Annotated in this window: 10 protein-coding genes and 1 pseudogene; 4 read left to right on the top strand and 7 right to left on the bottom strand. The window is 70.5% G+C overall.

The window, feature by feature from the left end:
• Positions 1 to 11: 11 nt before the first annotated feature.
• From WME97_RS00700 to WME97_RS00675, 6 genes are all read right to left on the bottom strand, one after another.
• Positions 12 to 1,658 carry a glycoside hydrolase family 43 protein gene (locus WME97_RS00700; RefSeq protein ID WP_437548622.1) on the bottom strand — a complete coding sequence of 549 codons (1,647 nt, stop codon included), beginning with the start codon at positions 1,656 to 1,658 and terminating at the stop codon, positions 12 to 14.
• 165 nt (positions 1,659 to 1,823) lie between these two features.
• Positions 1,824 to 3,662, bottom strand: a complete 1,839-nt coding sequence (locus WME97_RS00695) for an SLC13 family permease (RefSeq protein WP_437548620.1) — start codon at positions 3,660 to 3,662, stop codon at positions 1,824 to 1,826.
• A gap of 146 nt (positions 3,663 to 3,808) precedes the next feature.
• The gene (locus tag WME97_RS00690; RefSeq protein ID WP_437548618.1) at positions 3,809 to 4,759 is read right to left on the bottom strand and encodes a universal stress protein; all 951 of its coding nucleotides are present in this window, start codon (positions 4,757 to 4,759) and stop codon (positions 3,809 to 3,811) included.
• Positions 4,756 to 5,049, bottom strand: coding sequence for a type II toxin-antitoxin system RelE/ParE family toxin (locus WME97_RS00685; RefSeq protein WP_437548616.1), 294 nt, complete (start codon positions 5,047 to 5,049; stop codon positions 4,756 to 4,758). The genes WME97_RS00690 and WME97_RS00685 overlap by 4 nt, the downstream gene beginning before the upstream one ends.
• Complete coding sequence (locus WME97_RS00680) at positions 5,046 to 5,261, bottom strand: addiction module protein (protein WP_437548614.1); 216 nt, start codon at positions 5,259 to 5,261, stop codon at positions 5,046 to 5,048. The genes WME97_RS00685 and WME97_RS00680 overlap by 4 nt, the downstream gene beginning before the upstream one ends.
• A 235-nt stretch (positions 5,262 to 5,496) precedes the next feature.
• Positions 5,497 to 7,047, bottom strand: coding sequence for an FAD-dependent oxidoreductase (locus WME97_RS00675; RefSeq protein ID WP_437548612.1), 1,551 nt, complete (start codon positions 7,045 to 7,047; stop codon positions 5,497 to 5,499).
• Between WME97_RS00675 and WME97_RS00670 the strand changes: the two genes are divergently transcribed.
• Positions 7,046 to 7,564, top strand: a complete 519-nt coding sequence (locus WME97_RS00670) for a MarR family winged helix-turn-helix transcriptional regulator (protein ID WP_437548610.1) — start codon at positions 7,046 to 7,048, stop codon at positions 7,562 to 7,564. The genes WME97_RS00675 and WME97_RS00670 overlap by 2 nt on opposite strands.
• Positions 7,565 to 7,594: 30 nt before the next feature.
• Here WME97_RS00670 and WME97_RS00665 read toward each other — a convergent pair whose 3' ends face one another.
• The gene (locus WME97_RS00665; RefSeq protein ID WP_437548609.1) at positions 7,595 to 8,812 is read right to left on the bottom strand and encodes a cytochrome P450; all 1,218 of its coding nucleotides are present in this window, start codon (positions 8,810 to 8,812) and stop codon (positions 7,595 to 7,597) included.
• A 347-nt stretch (positions 8,813 to 9,159) separates the two neighbouring features.
• Between WME97_RS00665 and WME97_RS00660 the strand changes: the two are divergent.
• From WME97_RS00660 to WME97_RS00650, 3 genes and pseudogenes are all read left to right on the top strand, one after another.
• Positions 9,160 to 9,210 (top strand): annotated as a pseudogene (locus WME97_RS00660) (hypothetical protein); the annotation flags it as partial.
• Between the two features lie 718 nt (positions 9,211 to 9,928).
• Positions 9,929 to 11,782, top strand: a complete 1,854-nt coding sequence (locus WME97_RS00655; RefSeq protein ID WP_437548607.1) for an OmpA family protein — start codon at positions 9,929 to 9,931, stop codon at positions 11,780 to 11,782.
• Positions 11,779 to 15,879, top strand: a complete 4,101-nt coding sequence (locus tag WME97_RS00650; protein WP_437548605.1) for a DUF3344 domain-containing protein — start codon at positions 11,779 to 11,781, stop codon at positions 15,877 to 15,879. Before WME97_RS00655 ends, WME97_RS00650 begins: the two co-directional genes overlap by 4 nt.
• Positions 15,880 to 15,989 lie beyond the last annotated feature (110 nt).

Genomic DNA, 15,989 nt, shown 5'->3' with positions numbered 1-15,989 from the left:
GGAAAGTGACGCTACGGGCGCCTGGGGTCGATCAGGTACTCGCGCTCGCGGTACTCGAAGTAGTCGAAATCGGCCGGGCGCCCGGCGCCCGACATGTCCTGGCACGCCATGCCGACGAACGCACCGGTGAAGTTGGGAAGGCCAGGCGCGGAGGCCTCGTCCGAGAGGATGCTGGCGTCCAGGTGCTCCGGGAACCAGCTCCAGTCCGCACCGTTGAGGCTGTAAGCGAAGTAGAGCCGGTCGTGGTCGAGCTCGGCGCGCAGGTGCACGGGCGCGGTGCCCGGGATGGGGACGGGTGCGGTGAAGGCGTCCGCCATGACCCCATCCGGAATCGCCGACATGATCCGGATATAGCGCCCGACCGTCTCATCGTGCGAGATGTGCAGGTAATGGAACTTGCTCGCGTTGTAGTAGCAGATGAGCCCGGCCATCTGCTGATAACGCTCGGGCGCGAAGTCGACCGACGTGACCGCCGTGTAGCAGTGCGCCTGCTGGCGACGTGCGACGAGCGACTGGCGGAACAGGCTGCCGAGCGTCTCGCGGCCGTAGAGCCGGAGATGACCGGGACGTGCGGTGAGGCTGAACAGCTCGCCGGGGTAGGGCGAGCGCAGCCACTGGAAGTCGATCGGCAGCTGCGGTGAATCGAAGTCCTCGCGCGCGGCTCGTGCGGGGAACGGATGCGCGGGCAGGCCGGGGGCCGCGACCTCGACGCGCGGGACACCTTCACCATCGGCCGTGCGAAGCCAGCCGTCGTCCGACCAGACCATCCTCTGGATCGCGGTCTCGCGGCCGAGCGTCGAGCGCCCGCGGTTCGGGATGGGACGGCTGCACAGGTGGACCATGTACACGTCGCCCGACGGCGTCTCGCAAAGGTCAGCGTGGCCCGCGCGCTGCAGCGCGACGTCGGCGCGAGCGCGCGAGGTCAGGATGTACGTCTCGGGGTGCAGCTCGTACGGGCCGGTGAGGTCACGGGAGCGCGCCATGGTGACGGCGTGGCCCTGGTACGTGCCGCCCTCGGCGGTGATCAGGTAGTAGAAGCCGCCGCGCTTGTAGATGTGCGAACCTTCGGTGTAGCCGATCGACGTGCCTTTGAAGATGTTCGTGACAGGCCCGATGAGCTTGCGCTCGGCGTGCGAGTACTCCTGGAGCACGATGCCGGCAAAGCGAGCGCGGCCGGGCCGGTGGTCCCACAGCATGTTGCTCAGATACTTGCGGCCGTCGTCGTCGTGGAACAGCGAGGGGTCGAAGCCGCTCGAGTTGAGATGAACGGGCTCCGACCACTCGCCGTCGATGGTGGGGCTGGTCACCAGGTAGTTGTGGAAGTCGCGCATCGACGCGCCGGACGCCCCACCGACGGTGGTCCGGCCGTAGCGCTTCACGTCGGTGTAGATCAACCAGAACAGGCCATCCGCATACGTCAGGCACGGCGCCCAGACGCCGCACGAATCGCCGTCGCCAAGCAGGTTCAACTGGCTCGCGCGGTTGAGCGGGCGCGAGAGCAGACGCCAGTGCACGAGGTCGCGCGAGTGGTGGATCTGCACGCCGGGGTACCACTCGAAGGTCGAGGTCGCGACGTAGTAGTCGTCGCCGACGCGGACGATGGACGGATCGGGGTTGAAGCCCGGCAGGATCGGATTGCGGATGACGGGTTCAGGCATGGATGAATGGCTCGCCGGCGATGGTCCAGAGGACGATCGCGCCGAGGATATCGAAAGACGAAGCTGCCGCCGCCAAAAAAGAAGAAGTGGAAGAAGAAGGAGCCTTGAGGGCCGCGTCCCGCGCCCGGGGCGCCGCCGGGCGGCCTGAAGCGGCGCCTCCCGCGGTCAGAAGCCCCACACGAGCGGGACGACGATGACGGTGGTCGCGAGCACCAGGAGCTGCAGGGGCAGCCCCACGCGCGTGAAGTCGTTGAATCGATAGCCGCCCGGCGCGATCACCAGGACGTTCACCGGAGAAGCGATCGGCGTGGCGAACGCCGCGGAAGACGCGAACGCGACGCCGATGAGCAAGGGCTCTGGCGCGAGGCCCAGCGCCTCGGCCAGACGGACCGCGAGGGGGGCCACGAGCAAGGCCGTCGTGGTGTTGGAGAGGACCATCCCGATGGCCGAGGTGAAGAGGACGAGCAGACCGAGGACCACCGTGGGCCGCGCCCCCGTGAGGAGCTGCTCGACCGCGGACACGGCGGCCCCCATCGCCTCGGTGCGCTCCAGCGCCGTGGAGACGGGGATCATCCCCGCGATGAGCACGACGCTCTCCCAGTTCACGGCGCGGTAGGCGTCCGCCGGGCGCACGCACCGCGCGAGCACCAGGAGGACCGCGGCGAGCAGCACGGCGACCACGTTGGGCAGCCACCCGAACGCCATGATGACGAGCATCCCCAGGGTGACCCCCACGGCGGCAAGGGCGCGCTCGCGATCGACGAGCACGGCGCTCGGCGCGTCGGGCTCGGCGACGAGCACGAGATCCCGCCGCTCGTCGCGGAGGTTCCTCAGGTGCTTCTGCCGCCCTTTCACGAGGAGCGTATCGCCGGCGCGGAGCTTGAGATCGCGCAGCTCGGGCGTCGCATGGAACACCGGAAGCGATCCTCCGCCTCGGCGGATGGCGAGCACGTTGGCGCGATAGCGATCGCGGAACTTGGCTTCCCGCAGGGTCTGTCCCGCCAGCCGGGAGCGCCGCGGGAGCACGACCTCACACATGGACTCTTCGTCGGGCAACGAGAAGACGGGGCGCTCCGGGAGCGCTTCGAGCGCGAAGCGCTCCGCGAGCGCGGCGATCGCGCTGTCGCTCCCGAGCACGCGCAGCTCGTCGCCCACGACGAACACCGCGTGCGGAACGACGCGCTTGGCCAAGGGGCCACGAGGCCCGTCGTGCGCGATCCCCACCACGGTCACGCCGAAGTCGGCGCGGAGGTTCGCGGCGCCGAGCGTGAGGCCGGCGAGCTTCGAGCGCGCGGTGACGCGCAAGGCGCGCAGCGACGTGCCGAGCTCGTAGTCCATCGCGAGATCGTTCAGCGTGAGCGAGCGCGGCGCGCCCGCGTCCGCCGCGTCCGCCTTGCCAGGGAGCAGGCGACGACCGAACGACACGACGTAGGCCACACCGATCACGAGCACGGCGAGGCCTGGAACGATGAAGCTGAAGAAGCGGAATGGCTCGCGCCCCGCCTCACGGAGGGCGTCGCTCACGAGCAGGTTCGGCGGCGTGCTGATGAGCGTCAGGTTGCTCCCGAGGTGCGCGGCGAACGCCACGGGCATGAGGAGCCTCGCGGGCGCAATTCCACGCTTCAACGCGAGGGTCCCCACCACCGGCAGGAGGATCGCCACGGTCCCTGTGGAGCTCATGAAGGCGGAAAGGAGCGCCGTCGCCCCCATCACGACCACCATCACCCTCGCCTCTCCCGATCCCGCGACGCGCTCGAGGCGGTGGCCCAGCCAGTCGGCGACCCCTGTGTCCGTCAGCGCGGCCCCCACGATGAACAGGCCAGCTATCATGAGCACGGCAGGGTTGCTGAACCCGGCGAGCGCGTCCGAGACCGTGGTGACGCCGGAGAGGGTGAGCGCGAGCAAGGACATCATCGCCACGACGTCGAGCCGCAGGCGATCGCTCACGAACAGGACGATCGTGGCTCCGAGGATGGCCAGCGTGAGGGCAGCTTCCGGCATCATGCGACGGCGGAGCCTAGCCGAGGGGGCCGCAGAGCCAACCCCCTATCGTCTCACCGCCTCACAGCGCTCACGCCGTCTTGCCCTCGGCGGGTCGAGCCGGCGCGCGCGTCCAGGCGCCGCCGGAGCATGCTTCGCCGCCGCGCCGCTCAGGGCAGCTCCAGCACGAACGTGGAGGGGCGCGCGACCAGCACGTCGCACGGCGCCGAGCGCATGACGGATTCGGCCACGCTGCCCAGGAGAGCGCGCGAGATCCCCGAGCGCCCGTGCGTGCCCATGACGATGAGATCGGCCTTCCATCGCGCGGCTTCGCGGACGATCGCGCGCCTCGCGTCGCCGCGCCGGACCGACGACTCCCACGTCACGCCGAGCCCGTCGAACGAGTCGAGGAGGCGCCGGAGGCCGGCGCGCGCGTCGTCATGGTATCGCGCCTTGTAGGCAGCGAACTCCATCGAGGGGAGGGCGAGCGCCATCCTGTCCTCGAAGGGCACGTGATAGGCGTGGATCGCCCGGATGCGGCTCACCTCGGGGTCGATAACCTTCGTCGCGAGCGCGGCGCTCCGGAGCGCGACGTCCGAGAGCTCGACGGCGAGCAGCGGCCGCCTGTAGGCGCCGGCGGGGGGTCGCTGCACGACGAGCACGGGAGTGTCCGCGTGACGGACGGTGAGCTCGGCCGTCGACCCGAGCAGGAGATCGAGGAACGGGCGCTCCCCGTGCCTGCCGAGGACGATCAGCTCCGCGCCGCGGCTGCGCGCATGACGGATGATCTCGACGAACTCTCTGCCGACGAGCACGCTCGGGGAGACCTGTAGACCTGCGTTCCCCGCACCTCGGGCGACATCGAGGGCGCGGGCCGCGATCTCGTCGAGCGAGCGACGCGCGGCCTGCTCCGCGCTCTCGCCCTCCGCGGGCGAGGCCGGCGCTGGCAGCACGTGAACGAGGTGCAAGGTGCTGCCCGCCGCGAGGGGGAGGCGCGCGGCGCGCTCGATCGCCGCGAGAGCGCCCGGCGAGAAATCGGTGGCAGCGAGGACGTGGCCGAGGCGAGCCTCGCAGGTGTAACGCCTTGTCGGGCAGGCGACTGGCATTCCGGAATCGCTCACGCTCGGCGCTTCCACTCGCGAGGATGTCGGCGGCCATGGATCACACCGACGACCACGATGGCGTCGGGCAGGATCCGGTAGAACACCGCGTAGGGGAACCGTTCGACGAGCACGCGCCGGACGTCTCGGTACAGCGGCGGGTACGCGAGCGGCGCGCTCCGAATACGCCTGATGACGTCATCCAGCTCTCTTCGGAAGACGGCGCCGAGCCCAGAGCGCTGCTCCTCGTACCAGCGGAAGGTCTCGAGGGCTTCGGAGCGAGCTTCGGCGACGAAGACAACGCGGCTCACGACTCGCCGGTGGTCATCTCGGCACGAACGTCCTCCCAGGGGACACCGGCGGGGCCTTCGAGATCGAGACGATCGAGACGGCGGTCGAGCTCGACGCGAAGCTCGGAGCTCAGGGGGAGGTCATCGGAGGAAAGGCTTCGCCAGAGGTCATCGATCAGCTCGAGCTTCTCGTCGGCGCTGAGCTTGGAAAGGTCGAGCGCGGGCTTGCCCATGGGTGGATCCTGCACCAGAAGGGCCGGCGATGCCAGCACGGGCAAGCTGGGCCGGGCGTCGATGGCCCTCGCCGTCTGCCGGCGCGGCGCGGGCCCATGAGCTCGGCGGCCGCTGGCTGCCGCTGCGGCCCGCCGATGCCTTGGCGTGGTACCGGCGTCCAGGTGCCCTGGTCGATGTTCCGTCTCCCCGGACGCGAGGCGCCGCGCCGTTGTCGCGATGAACGGCCCCGACCTGTCATCCGCGTGATGGAAGGCCGACGCTGGCAAGGTAGGCTTCCAGGGCCGGTGCATGATCGGACGACACGATGGCGCCGATATACCCGTCCGGCCGGACGAGCACCCAGTCGCCGGGCGACACGCCATAAGCAGCGCGGAGATGGCCGCCATCATCGACGATGTCGCCGCGCGGCCCGACGGCGTGGATGTGAAGTCCGGGGCGCGGCTCGACGGCCGAGAGCCGGTCCGACCCGTAACCCAGCAAGGTCCACTGCGGACCCTGGAAGAGCTTGAAGAGCCGTGTCGGCATCCCCGCAATGCCGCGGACGGGCGCGTCCGGCGCTCGGCCGCCCGCGACGATGCCGCCGCTGCGCTTCGGCTTCTCCATCGCCAGCGATAATTCCGGGTATCCGAGATCGAGCTGATGCACCTCGCGTCCGCGGCGCATGTCGCCTCGCTTCGCCGCGTCCAGGAGCTTCGTCGTCAGGCCGAGCGTCTCCGCGGCGATCGGCCGGCGCTCCTCCTCGTAGGTCGCGAGCAGCGCCTCCGGCGCGCCTGCCAGAACGGCGGCGAGCTTCCAGCCGAGGTTGTAGGCATCCTGCACGCTCGTGTTGAGGCCCTGCCCACCCGTCGGCGGATGGATATGCGCGGCATCGCCGGCGAGGAAGACGCGCCCGTCCCGGTAACGGTCGGCGAGGCGCGCGTTCATCGTGTAGGCGGAGGCCCAGGAGACCGAGCGGATCACGATGTCGCCTCGACCCGTGCGGCCCGTGACCATCGCTGTGAGGCCTTCCGCGGAGAGATCGACATCACCCTCCAGAGGAATCGGCGCCTGCAACTGGAACATGTCGGTGCCGGCGAGCGGGCACAGCGACATCTGCTTTTCCATGGACCCTTCGTTGAAGCGATGCCAGGCGGCCCTGCTGAGTCCCTCCAGGACGACGTCGGCGACGACCGCGCGCACCCCCAGGGTCTTGCCGGGAAAGCCGATCGCGAGCGCGTGCCGTACCACGCTGCGGCCGCCGTCCGCTCCGACGAGGTAGCGGACGCGGACGGTCTCCTCGCCCGCCGGGGCGGCGATGCGGGCGTTGACCCCCTCGCCATCCTGCTCGAAGCTCTTCAGCTCGCGGCTGAACTCCGGGTATTTCCCGAGCTCCGCCAGACGCTCGCGCATCACGGCTTCGGTCAGGAACTGAGGCACAAGGAGCGGCAGACGATAGGGCTCGCCAGGCGTCGGGTCCTGAGGCTCCATGATCTGCGACTCCTCGTAGCCTCCGTCGTCGCGATATACCCGCGGGGGTGGGTACAGACCGCCTGCCGCAACGACGCGGTCGAGGATGCCCAGATCCTCGAACACCTCCTGGCTGCGCGGCTGGATCCCCTTGCCGCGCGAGCCGCGAAAGGGCCCGTCCTGCCTGTCGATGAGCCGGAACGCAACGCCCCGGCGGGCGAGCTCGATGGCGAGGGTCAACCCAGCAGCACCTGCGCCGACGATCAGGACATCCGTCGAAAAAGTAGATTCCACAGCGAGCTCCGCTTTCTTGGACCGCGTTTCAGATATGTGTATCATGCATATAACTGCGCCCTCCGGAGCGTCAAGGAAATTTGTGCAAAATACACGCATTGCAAAAAAGAGACTCCGCGAGCTCCACGGAGCCATGGTCGATCTGGTCGCGCTCATGAACCAGCCGCAGCGCGATCAGGCGCTGCTCGCGGAGGCAGGCGTCTCCCTGGATCAAGCCCTCTTTCGGCTGCTGGTGGGGATCGAGCGTTTCGGGCCGATCGGCGTGGTCGAGCTCTCGAACCGAGCCGGGCGCGATTACACGACCGTCAGCCGCCAGGTCGCGAAGCTCGAGAGCCTGGGGCTGATCGAACGCCGACCGAGCCCGGCCGATCGTCGCATCCATGAGGCGGTGATCACCGACAAGGGGCGGCAGATGACCGACGCCTTGGACGCCGCGCGTCAGCGGCTTGCGGCCCCTATCCTCGCCACGTGGAGTGAGGAGGACTTCAGCGACCTGGTGCGCCTGATGCGCCGGTTCGTGGACGACTTGATGGCGCAGTCAAGCGGAACGGACAAGACCTGAGGTGGTCGCAGGCCTCCTGCGGCGCCGCCTTCACCCGGGGCACGGCGTGTGCGCCCCCGCGGCGTGCACCGCGGCGCGCCTCCCCGGCTCGAAGCGGACAGGCAAGCGCGCCGGACCGTGCACGATGATCGCCTTGCGCGGCTCCCACGGCTCGTCGCTCGCGAGCCGGAGGCCCTTCAGCCGGCAGAGGAGATCCGGCAGCGCGATCCGCGCCTCCAGGCGCGCCAGCGCCGCCCCGATACAGAAGTGGATGCCGTGGCCGAACGCGACGTGCGGGTTGGGGTCACGCCCGATGTCGAAGCGGCCAGGGTCGTGAAATTGATGTGGATCCCGGTTCGCGGAGCCGATCACGGGCAGCACCAGCTTCCCGGCCGGGATCACGTGGCCGTGCACCTCGACGGCGCGCCTCGTCTCGCGGAACACCATCTGCAGCGGCGAGCGGTGGCGCAGGACCTCCTCGATCGCCGAGGGCAAGAGCTCGGGCGCCGCCCGGAGGCGGAAGAGCTCCGCCGGGCTCTCGAGGAAGCACAAGATCGCGTTGTCGATCAGGTTCGTTGTCGTCTCGGTGCCCGCCGCGAGCAGGAGCTGGAAGAAGTTCAGGATGTCTCCCTCGGTCAGCCGCTCACCGTCCACCTCGGCCTCGACGAGCCGGGTCAAGAGGTCCTCCGCAGGCGCCCTCCGGCGCGCCTCGATCAGGTCCGCCAGATACGCCTTCATCTCTTCCTTCACCACGGCGTGCTCGCTCACGGCCCTCGCCGCCTCCTCGCCGCCGGAGATCGCGTGGCTGAGGTTCACGATCACCTCGCTCCAGCGCAGCAGCCGCGCCCGGTCCTCGGAGGGAACGCCGAGCATCTCCGCGATCACCATCGTGGGCAGCGGCCCCGCGTAGTCCGCCGCGAGGTCCATCTCCCCGCGCTCGATCCATGGATCCAGGAGATCGCGCGACAGCTCCCGGATGCGCGGCTCCAGGCCCGCGATGGAGCGCGGCGTGAACGCCCGCAAGATGATGGATCGAAGCTTGGTGTGGCGCGGCGGGTCGGAGAAGACGATCCAGTCCGGCGCCTTGCCGGTGGGAGGCGTCACCGCGGAGCTGAAGGCGTCATGATCGGTCAGCGCCCGCTTCACCCCGTCGTAATCGAAGACCATCCAGAGATCGAGCGGAGCGACATGGAACACGGGAGAGCCGGTCCGCAGCTGATCATAGAGGGGATAAGGATCCCGCCGCATCTCGTCCGGGAAAAGGTTCATCGTCGAAACCTCCGTCGTCTGGAGTCGCCGGTGGCAGCCGCCCTTCGGAGACGATGGTAATCGATGCCCCCACGAGATGGAGCGCTGGAACGCGCGTCCCGCGCGGAATGCGCCAGTCGACACGACCCGGACGGACGCGGCGCCCGACCACCGCGAGCCACCGGCGGCCCCGGATGAGCCCGCGGCGCCTGACGTAGCGAGTCCCGGGCGGCGCCTGACACGGGTCCTCTCGCGCGGACGCGGGAACCGGCGAGGCCGCTGCCGCGCTCGGCAGCTGCTACGGCGCGTCGTGCACCGGGCAGGACCCTGGCGCGACCGGGTGCGAGGCCGACGCGGTCACGCGGGCGTCGAGCGACATCATGTCGGGCACCACCGCGGTCGGGAAGATCGTGATCCGGTACTCGGCGAGCTGCAACGCGGCTTGGGCAAGGACCGTCGTGGCGAGCGGCAGCTCGTATCTCCGCGCAGAGATCACGAGGAGCTCGCCCTACGCGACGAGCCAGGCCGAGTCGACCTCACCGATCGACGCGCTCCGCTCGCCCATGCTGGCCGTCACGCCAGGATCCAGGTTCACCGCCGTTGGCAAGATCGGCTCGAACCCTGGCATCTTTCAGTTCAGCGGCACCGTCCGAACGAACTTTTGATCCCACGGTGAACCCGGGCCTCCGGCAACGCAGCGCCGGGGCCGCGAGCACCGCAGAGCCCGCCGGCCGGGCGCGCCGGCGCGCCCCGGCTCGATCCCGTCGATACCGCCGCACCGAGGCCGCAGTGCTGATGTCTGTAGGCCTCAATCGGCCCGCCGCAGAGCCGGCTGGAGCCGCGAGATCCCAGACAAACCACCCGCCCCACGCGACGGCGGCGCGTGCACACGCCTTGCATAGGCCGCGCTGCGAAGGCCGGCTCGCAGGTGAGCCGCCCTGTCGAGGCCGATCCGAATTCGGACGGCCGCCCATCGAAAAGTCCACCGATAGCGTCCCGCGAAGCCTATAAGACGGCCCGGGAAACGCGGCGTACTCGACGATCCTCCTCGTCGAGTACGCCGAGTTTCCCCCAACTTGCCTGCGCGCCGGAGCAGTCGACGGCCGCTCGCCCAAAGCACCCAAGGTGATCCTGCGCATGAGAGCCCCCTTGCCCCCTCGATGGATCTGCGGCGCCGCCGCCCTAGCCGCGGCGGCGTGGGCCGCGCCAGCGTCCGCTCAGGAGGCGGGACCGGCGCGCGGCCTCGCCCTCAACCGCTTCAGCCCCGCGCCCGCCGGCGACCGGATGTTCGGTGTGCCGTCGCCGTACGCAGCCTCGCCGAACCAGGACGGCAGCGCGACGCTGCACGTGATGCTGCTCGGCGACTACGCGCACAACCCGCTCGTGCTCACGCGGCAGGGCAGCGACGAGCACCTCGGCGCGATCGTCGGCCACCAGCTGTTCCTGCACCTGAACTCCTCGCTCACGCTCTGGGACCGGCTGCACGTCAACGTCGACCTGCCCCTCGCCGTGCTGCAGCAGGGCGACAGCCCCGCGGCCGAGGGCCTCTCGTTCAGGTCGCCGAGCGACGTGCAGCTCGGCGATCTCCGGGTCGGCCTGCGCCTGCGCCTCCTCGGCGATTACTACGACCCGTTCCAGCTCGCCGTCGGCGGCTTCGTGTGGGTGCCGACCGGCGACCGCGACGGCTCGTTCGTGGGCGAGGAGTCGGTCCGCGGCCTGCCGCAGATCCTCGCCGGCGGCCGGATCCCGGGCTTCGTCTGGTCGGCCGCGGCCGGCGTCGATCTGCGCCCGGCGCAGACGTTCGCGCAGGTGCGGCAAGGCCTGATGTTCAACGGCGGCGCGGGCGTCGGCCTGCTGCTGGGCTCGGAGGAGCAGCTCCAGATCGGCCCCGAGGCGACCGTGTCGACGGTGCTGGAGGACCCGGAGGCCCGCAACACGAACGTCGAGGCGCTGCTCGGCCTGCGCTACCGCTTCGCGCCGACGCTCCGCGACTTCGAGCTCGGCGTCGCCGCCGGCCCCGGCTTCACCTCGGGCATCGGCACCCCGGATTTCCGCGCCGTCGCGATGCTCGCGTACTCGCCCGAGGTCCGGCGCGCGGACCCGGACCGCGACAAGGACGGCATCGTCAACGAGAAGGACGCCTGCCCCGACGTGCCCGGCGTCGGCGACCCGGATCCGAAGAAGAACGGCTGCCCGCCGTCCGATCGCGACGAGGACGGCTTCCTCGATCGCGTCGACGCGTGCCCGGACACGCCCGGCATCGCGAACGACGACCCGAAGAAGCACGGCTGCCCGCCGCCCGGGGACCGCGACAAGGACGGCATCACGGACGACGTCGACGCGTGCCCGGACGAGGCCGGCCCGGCGAACGAGGATCCGAAGAAGCACGGCTGCCCGCCGCCGCCCGACAGGGACGGAGACGGCGTGATCGACGCGGAGGACGCCTGCCCCGACATCCCCGGTATCCGCACCTCGGATCCGGCGACGAACGGCTGCCCCGGCGACCGCGACGGCGACACGGTGCGCGACGATCAGGACGCCTGCCCCGACATCAAGGGCAAGCCCGATCCGGATCCGACGAAGAACGGCTGCCCCGTGGCCGTGCGCATGACCGAGACCGAGATCGTCATCCTCCAGCAGGTGCAGTTCGACACCGGCAAGGCGACCATCAAGAAGGTGAGCGATCCGCTCCTCGATGAGGTGGCGAGTGTGCTGAAGGAGCACCCGGAGATCACCAAGATCGAGGTGCAAGGGCACACAGACCCGCGCGGCGGACGCGCGTACAATATCAAGCTCAGCCAGGCGAGGGCCGAGTCGGTCATGAAGGCGCTGGTCCAGCGCGGCGTCGAGGCCGAGCGGCTGGCGTCGAAGGGCTACGGGCCCGACGTCCCGATCGCGGACAACGACACCGACGAGGGACGCCAGCAGAACCGCCGCGTGCAGTTCAAGATCCTCGAGAAGAAGCCGAAGCAGCAGCAGGAGGCGCCGTGAAGAGACGTTGGGTCATAGGTAGTCTTGTCGGGCTCGCCTGCGTGGGCGGGCAGCGCGGGGCCGCGCACGCCGCGCCCGAGTTGCGCGAGCAGGTCGACCAGCGGGGCGACTTCCTCCTCATCGGGAACACGCTCGGCCACGAGTGCGGCAGGGACGACATCGACTCGCCCGTTCTGGGCGACATCGGTGCCTGCGGGAGCAACATCGGCGACAGCGCGCCCGACACGTACTGGCGCGCCGACTCGCCCGCGGATGGCCAGGCGGAGGCGAGCACCACCATCACCGCCGCGCAGGCGCGCACCACCGCGGTGCTCCAGGTGCCGACCGGCGCGACGGTCACCCACGCGTACCTCTACTGGGGCGCGCACCTCGGGGCCACCGGGAACGCGGACCAGGCCGTCACGCTGGAGCGGCCCGGCACGGGCAGCTTCTCCGAGGAGGTCACCGCCGACGACTTCGTCGAGACGATCAGCTCGAGCCGCGTCTACTACCAGTCGGTCGCGAACATCACCGCCCTCGTGCAGGAGCACGGGTCCGGCGCGTACCGGGTGAGCGGCGTCAACAGCGCGAGCTTCACGAACAACAACTTCGACAACCACTTCGCCGGGTGGTGGCTGGTCGTGTTCTACGAGCTCGCCTCCGAGCCGCCGCGCAACCTGGCGCTCTTCGACGGTCTCGACACGGTGGCCAGCGGCTCGACCCAGAACGCCACCCTCGACGGGTTCCTGGTGCCGAACGCGGGCTACGACGCGAAGATCGGCATGGTCGCGTTCGAGGGCGACGTGGCGCACTCGGGCGACCAGTTCCTCTTCAACGGGACCGCGCTCGGCAATACGCAGAACCCGGCCGACAACTTCTTCAACGGCACGCGCTCCTACTTCAACGCGCCGGTGTCGAACGTCGGGGACCTGCCGCAGCTCGCCGGGACCGCGGGGAGCATGTCGGGCATGGATATCGACGTCTTCGATATCACCTCGCTGGTGACCCCGAGGCAGACCTCGGCGCCCATCCGGGCGTCGAGCAGCATGGACCTCTACTTCCTCGCCGGCTTCATCACGTCGATCTCGACCTTCAAGCCGGACTTCACGTCCTCCTCGAAGTCGGCCGTCGACGTGAACGGCGGGCTGCTGCTCCCGGGCGACGTGCTCCAGTACACGATCGAGGTCGTCAACAGCGGCAACGACGCGTCGAGGGACACCGTGCTCACCGATCCGCTGCCCGCGGGCGTCAGCTACGTGCCCAACTCGCTCTCCATCGTGGCGGGCGCCAACATGGGCGCGAAGACGGACGCGGCCGCCGACGACCAGGGCGAGTACGACGCCGGGACGCGCACGGTCCGCGTGCGGCTCGGCACGGGCGCGAACGGGACGGCGGGGGGGTCGATCCCCGTCGGAATGTCGTCGCGGGTGACCTTCCAGGTGACGGTCAACGCCGACGCCTCGGGGGTCATCGCGAACCAGGCGATCGTCCGCGCCTCCGGGCAGCAAGGCGCGCCCGAAGAGGACACGCCGACCGACGGCAACGGCCCGACCGACGGCGTGCCGCCGACCGAGGTCGTCATCGACGAATGCGAGACCAACGCGCAGTGCGCCGCGCCGACGCCTCACTGCGATACGGCGGCGACCCCCAACGAGTGCGTCGAGTGCCTCACGGACGCGCACTGCGGGCCGCTCTCGCCGACGTGCGATCCCGACACGCACGCCTGCGTCTGCGAGCCGACGGGCGCCGAGGTCTGCGGCGATTCGATCGACAACGACTGCGACGGCGTGTTCAACAACGGCTGCGACTCGGACAACGACGGGATCGACGATCCCGACGAGGTCGAGGCCGGCACCGACCCGAACGACGCGGACAGCGACGACGACGGCGTGATCGACGGTGATGAGCCGGACTTCGGCGAGGACTCCGACGACGACGGCCTCATCAACGCGCTCGACCCCGACAGCGACAACGACGGGCTCTATGACGGCACCGAGCTCGGCCTGCCCTGCGACAACGCCGCCACCGACGCCGCCGCGGGCCATTGTCGTGCCGACGGGGACGCCGGCGCGACAAAGACCGACCCGCTCGACGCCGACACCGATGACGGCGGCGTGCCCGACGGCCACGAGGACTTCGATCTCGACGGCGTCGTCGACGCAGGCGAGACCGATCCGAACGTCCGCGCCGACGACGTGCCGCCGACGGACACCGACGGCGACGGGCTGAGCGACGATCTGGAGGAGACGATCGGGAGCGATCCGAACGACGCCGACACCGACGACGACGGCGCGCTCGACGGCCAGGAGCCGAACCCCGCCGACGACACCGACGGCGACGGCCTCATCAACGTGCGCGACGTCGACAGCGACAACGACGGGCTCTTCGACGGCACCGAGCTCGGCCTGCCCTGCGACAACGCCGCCACCGACGCGGAGGCGGGCCACTGCCGCGCCGACGCGGACGAGGGGGCGACCAAGACCTCGCCGGTCGATCCGGACACCGACGACGGCGGCGTGCCCGACGGCCAGGAGGACCTCGATCTCGACGGCGAGATCGACGCGGGCGAGACCGATCCGAACAACGGCGCCGACGACGGGACGCCGGCGGACAGCGACGGCGACGGGCTGATCGACGTGATCGAGGAGGAGGTCGGCACCGACCCGAGCGACGCCGACAGCGACGACGACGGCGTGATCGACGGCGACGAGCCGAACTTCAGCGACGACCACGACGGCGACGGCCTCATCAACGCGCTCGACCCCGACAGCGACGGCGACGGCCTGTTCGACGGCACCGAGCTCGGCCTGCCCTGCGACAACGCCGCCACCGACGCGGCCGCGGGGACCTGCATCGCGGACGCCGACCCCGCGACGACGACGCACCCGCTCGACCCGGACACGGACGACGGCGGCATCTCCGACGGCGCGGAGGACGCGGATCACGACGGCGCCATCGACGAGGGCGAGACCGATCCCAACAACGGCGACGACGACGCGGTGGACGAGGACCGCGACGGCGACGGGCTGCCCGACGCGGAGGAGGAGGCGATCGGGAGCGATCCGGACGACGCCGACACCGACGACGACGGCGTGCCCGACGGCCAGGAGCCGAAGCCCGGCGAGGACACCGACGGCGACGGCCTCATCAACGTGCGCGACGTCGACAGCGACAACGACGGGCTGTTCGACGGCACCGAGCTCGGCCTGCCCTGCGACAGCGAGGGCACCGACGCGGAGGCGGGCCACTGCCGCCCCGACGGCGACGCCGGCGCGACAAAGACCGACCCGCTCGACGCCGACACCGACGACGGCGGCGTGCCCGACGGTCAGGAGGACGTGAACCTGAACGGCGTCGTCGACGCGGGCGAGACCGATCCCAACGTCGGCGAGGACGACGGGACGCCGGCGGACAGCGACGGCGACGGCCTGGTCGACTCGCTCGAGGACGAGATCGGCACCGACCCGAACGACGCGGACAGCGACGACGACGGCGTGGTCGACGGCGATGAGCCGAACTTCAGCGACGACCACGACGGCGACGGCCTCATCAACGCGCTCGACCCCGACAGCGACGGCGACGGCCTGTTCGACGGCACCGAGCTCGGCCTGCCCTGCGACAACGCGGCGACCGCCGCGGCCGCGGGGACCTGCATCGCGGACGCCGATCCCACGACGACGACGAACCCGCTCGATCCGGACACGGACGACGGCGGCGTGACCGACGGCGTGGAGGACGCGAACCACAACGGCGCCATCGACGAGGGCGAGACCGATCCCAACAACGGCGACGACGATCAGTCGGCGTGCCGGCAGGACAGCGACTGCGGCGGCGCGACGAGCGGGATGATCTGCGAGGATCACGCCTGCGTGGAGGGCTGCCGCGGCAGCGACGGCAACAGCTGCCCGTCCGGCGAGGTGTGCAGCTCGACCGACAGCACGGCGGGCACCTGCGCGCCCGAGAGCGACAACGACCCGACCGGCATCTTCGCCGAGGGCAACGGCTTCTGCGCCGCGCGGCCCACGCCCGCGGGCAGCACCCGCGGCGCCGCCGCGCTGCTGCCCATGCTCGCCGCCCTCGCCGGCCTCGCCCTGCGCCGGCGCCGCGCGAGCCGCTGACCGGCGGATAGAGAGGCCCACGGCCGCGCGCCGCCCCGCCCACCTGGCGGGGCGGCGACCCCTCCAGCGGCCGCGGCCGCCTCTCGCCGCGAGCGCCCTCTCAGGGGCGC

Origin of the sequence: Sorangium sp. So ce367 (assembly GCF_051520455.1) — a bacterium.
Classification (GTDB): Bacteria; Myxococcota_A; Polyangia; order Polyangiales; family Polyangiaceae; genus Sorangium; species Sorangium cellulosum_B.
Note: the sequence above shows the minus strand (reverse complement) of the source record. Positions and strands in the feature narration are given on the sequence as shown.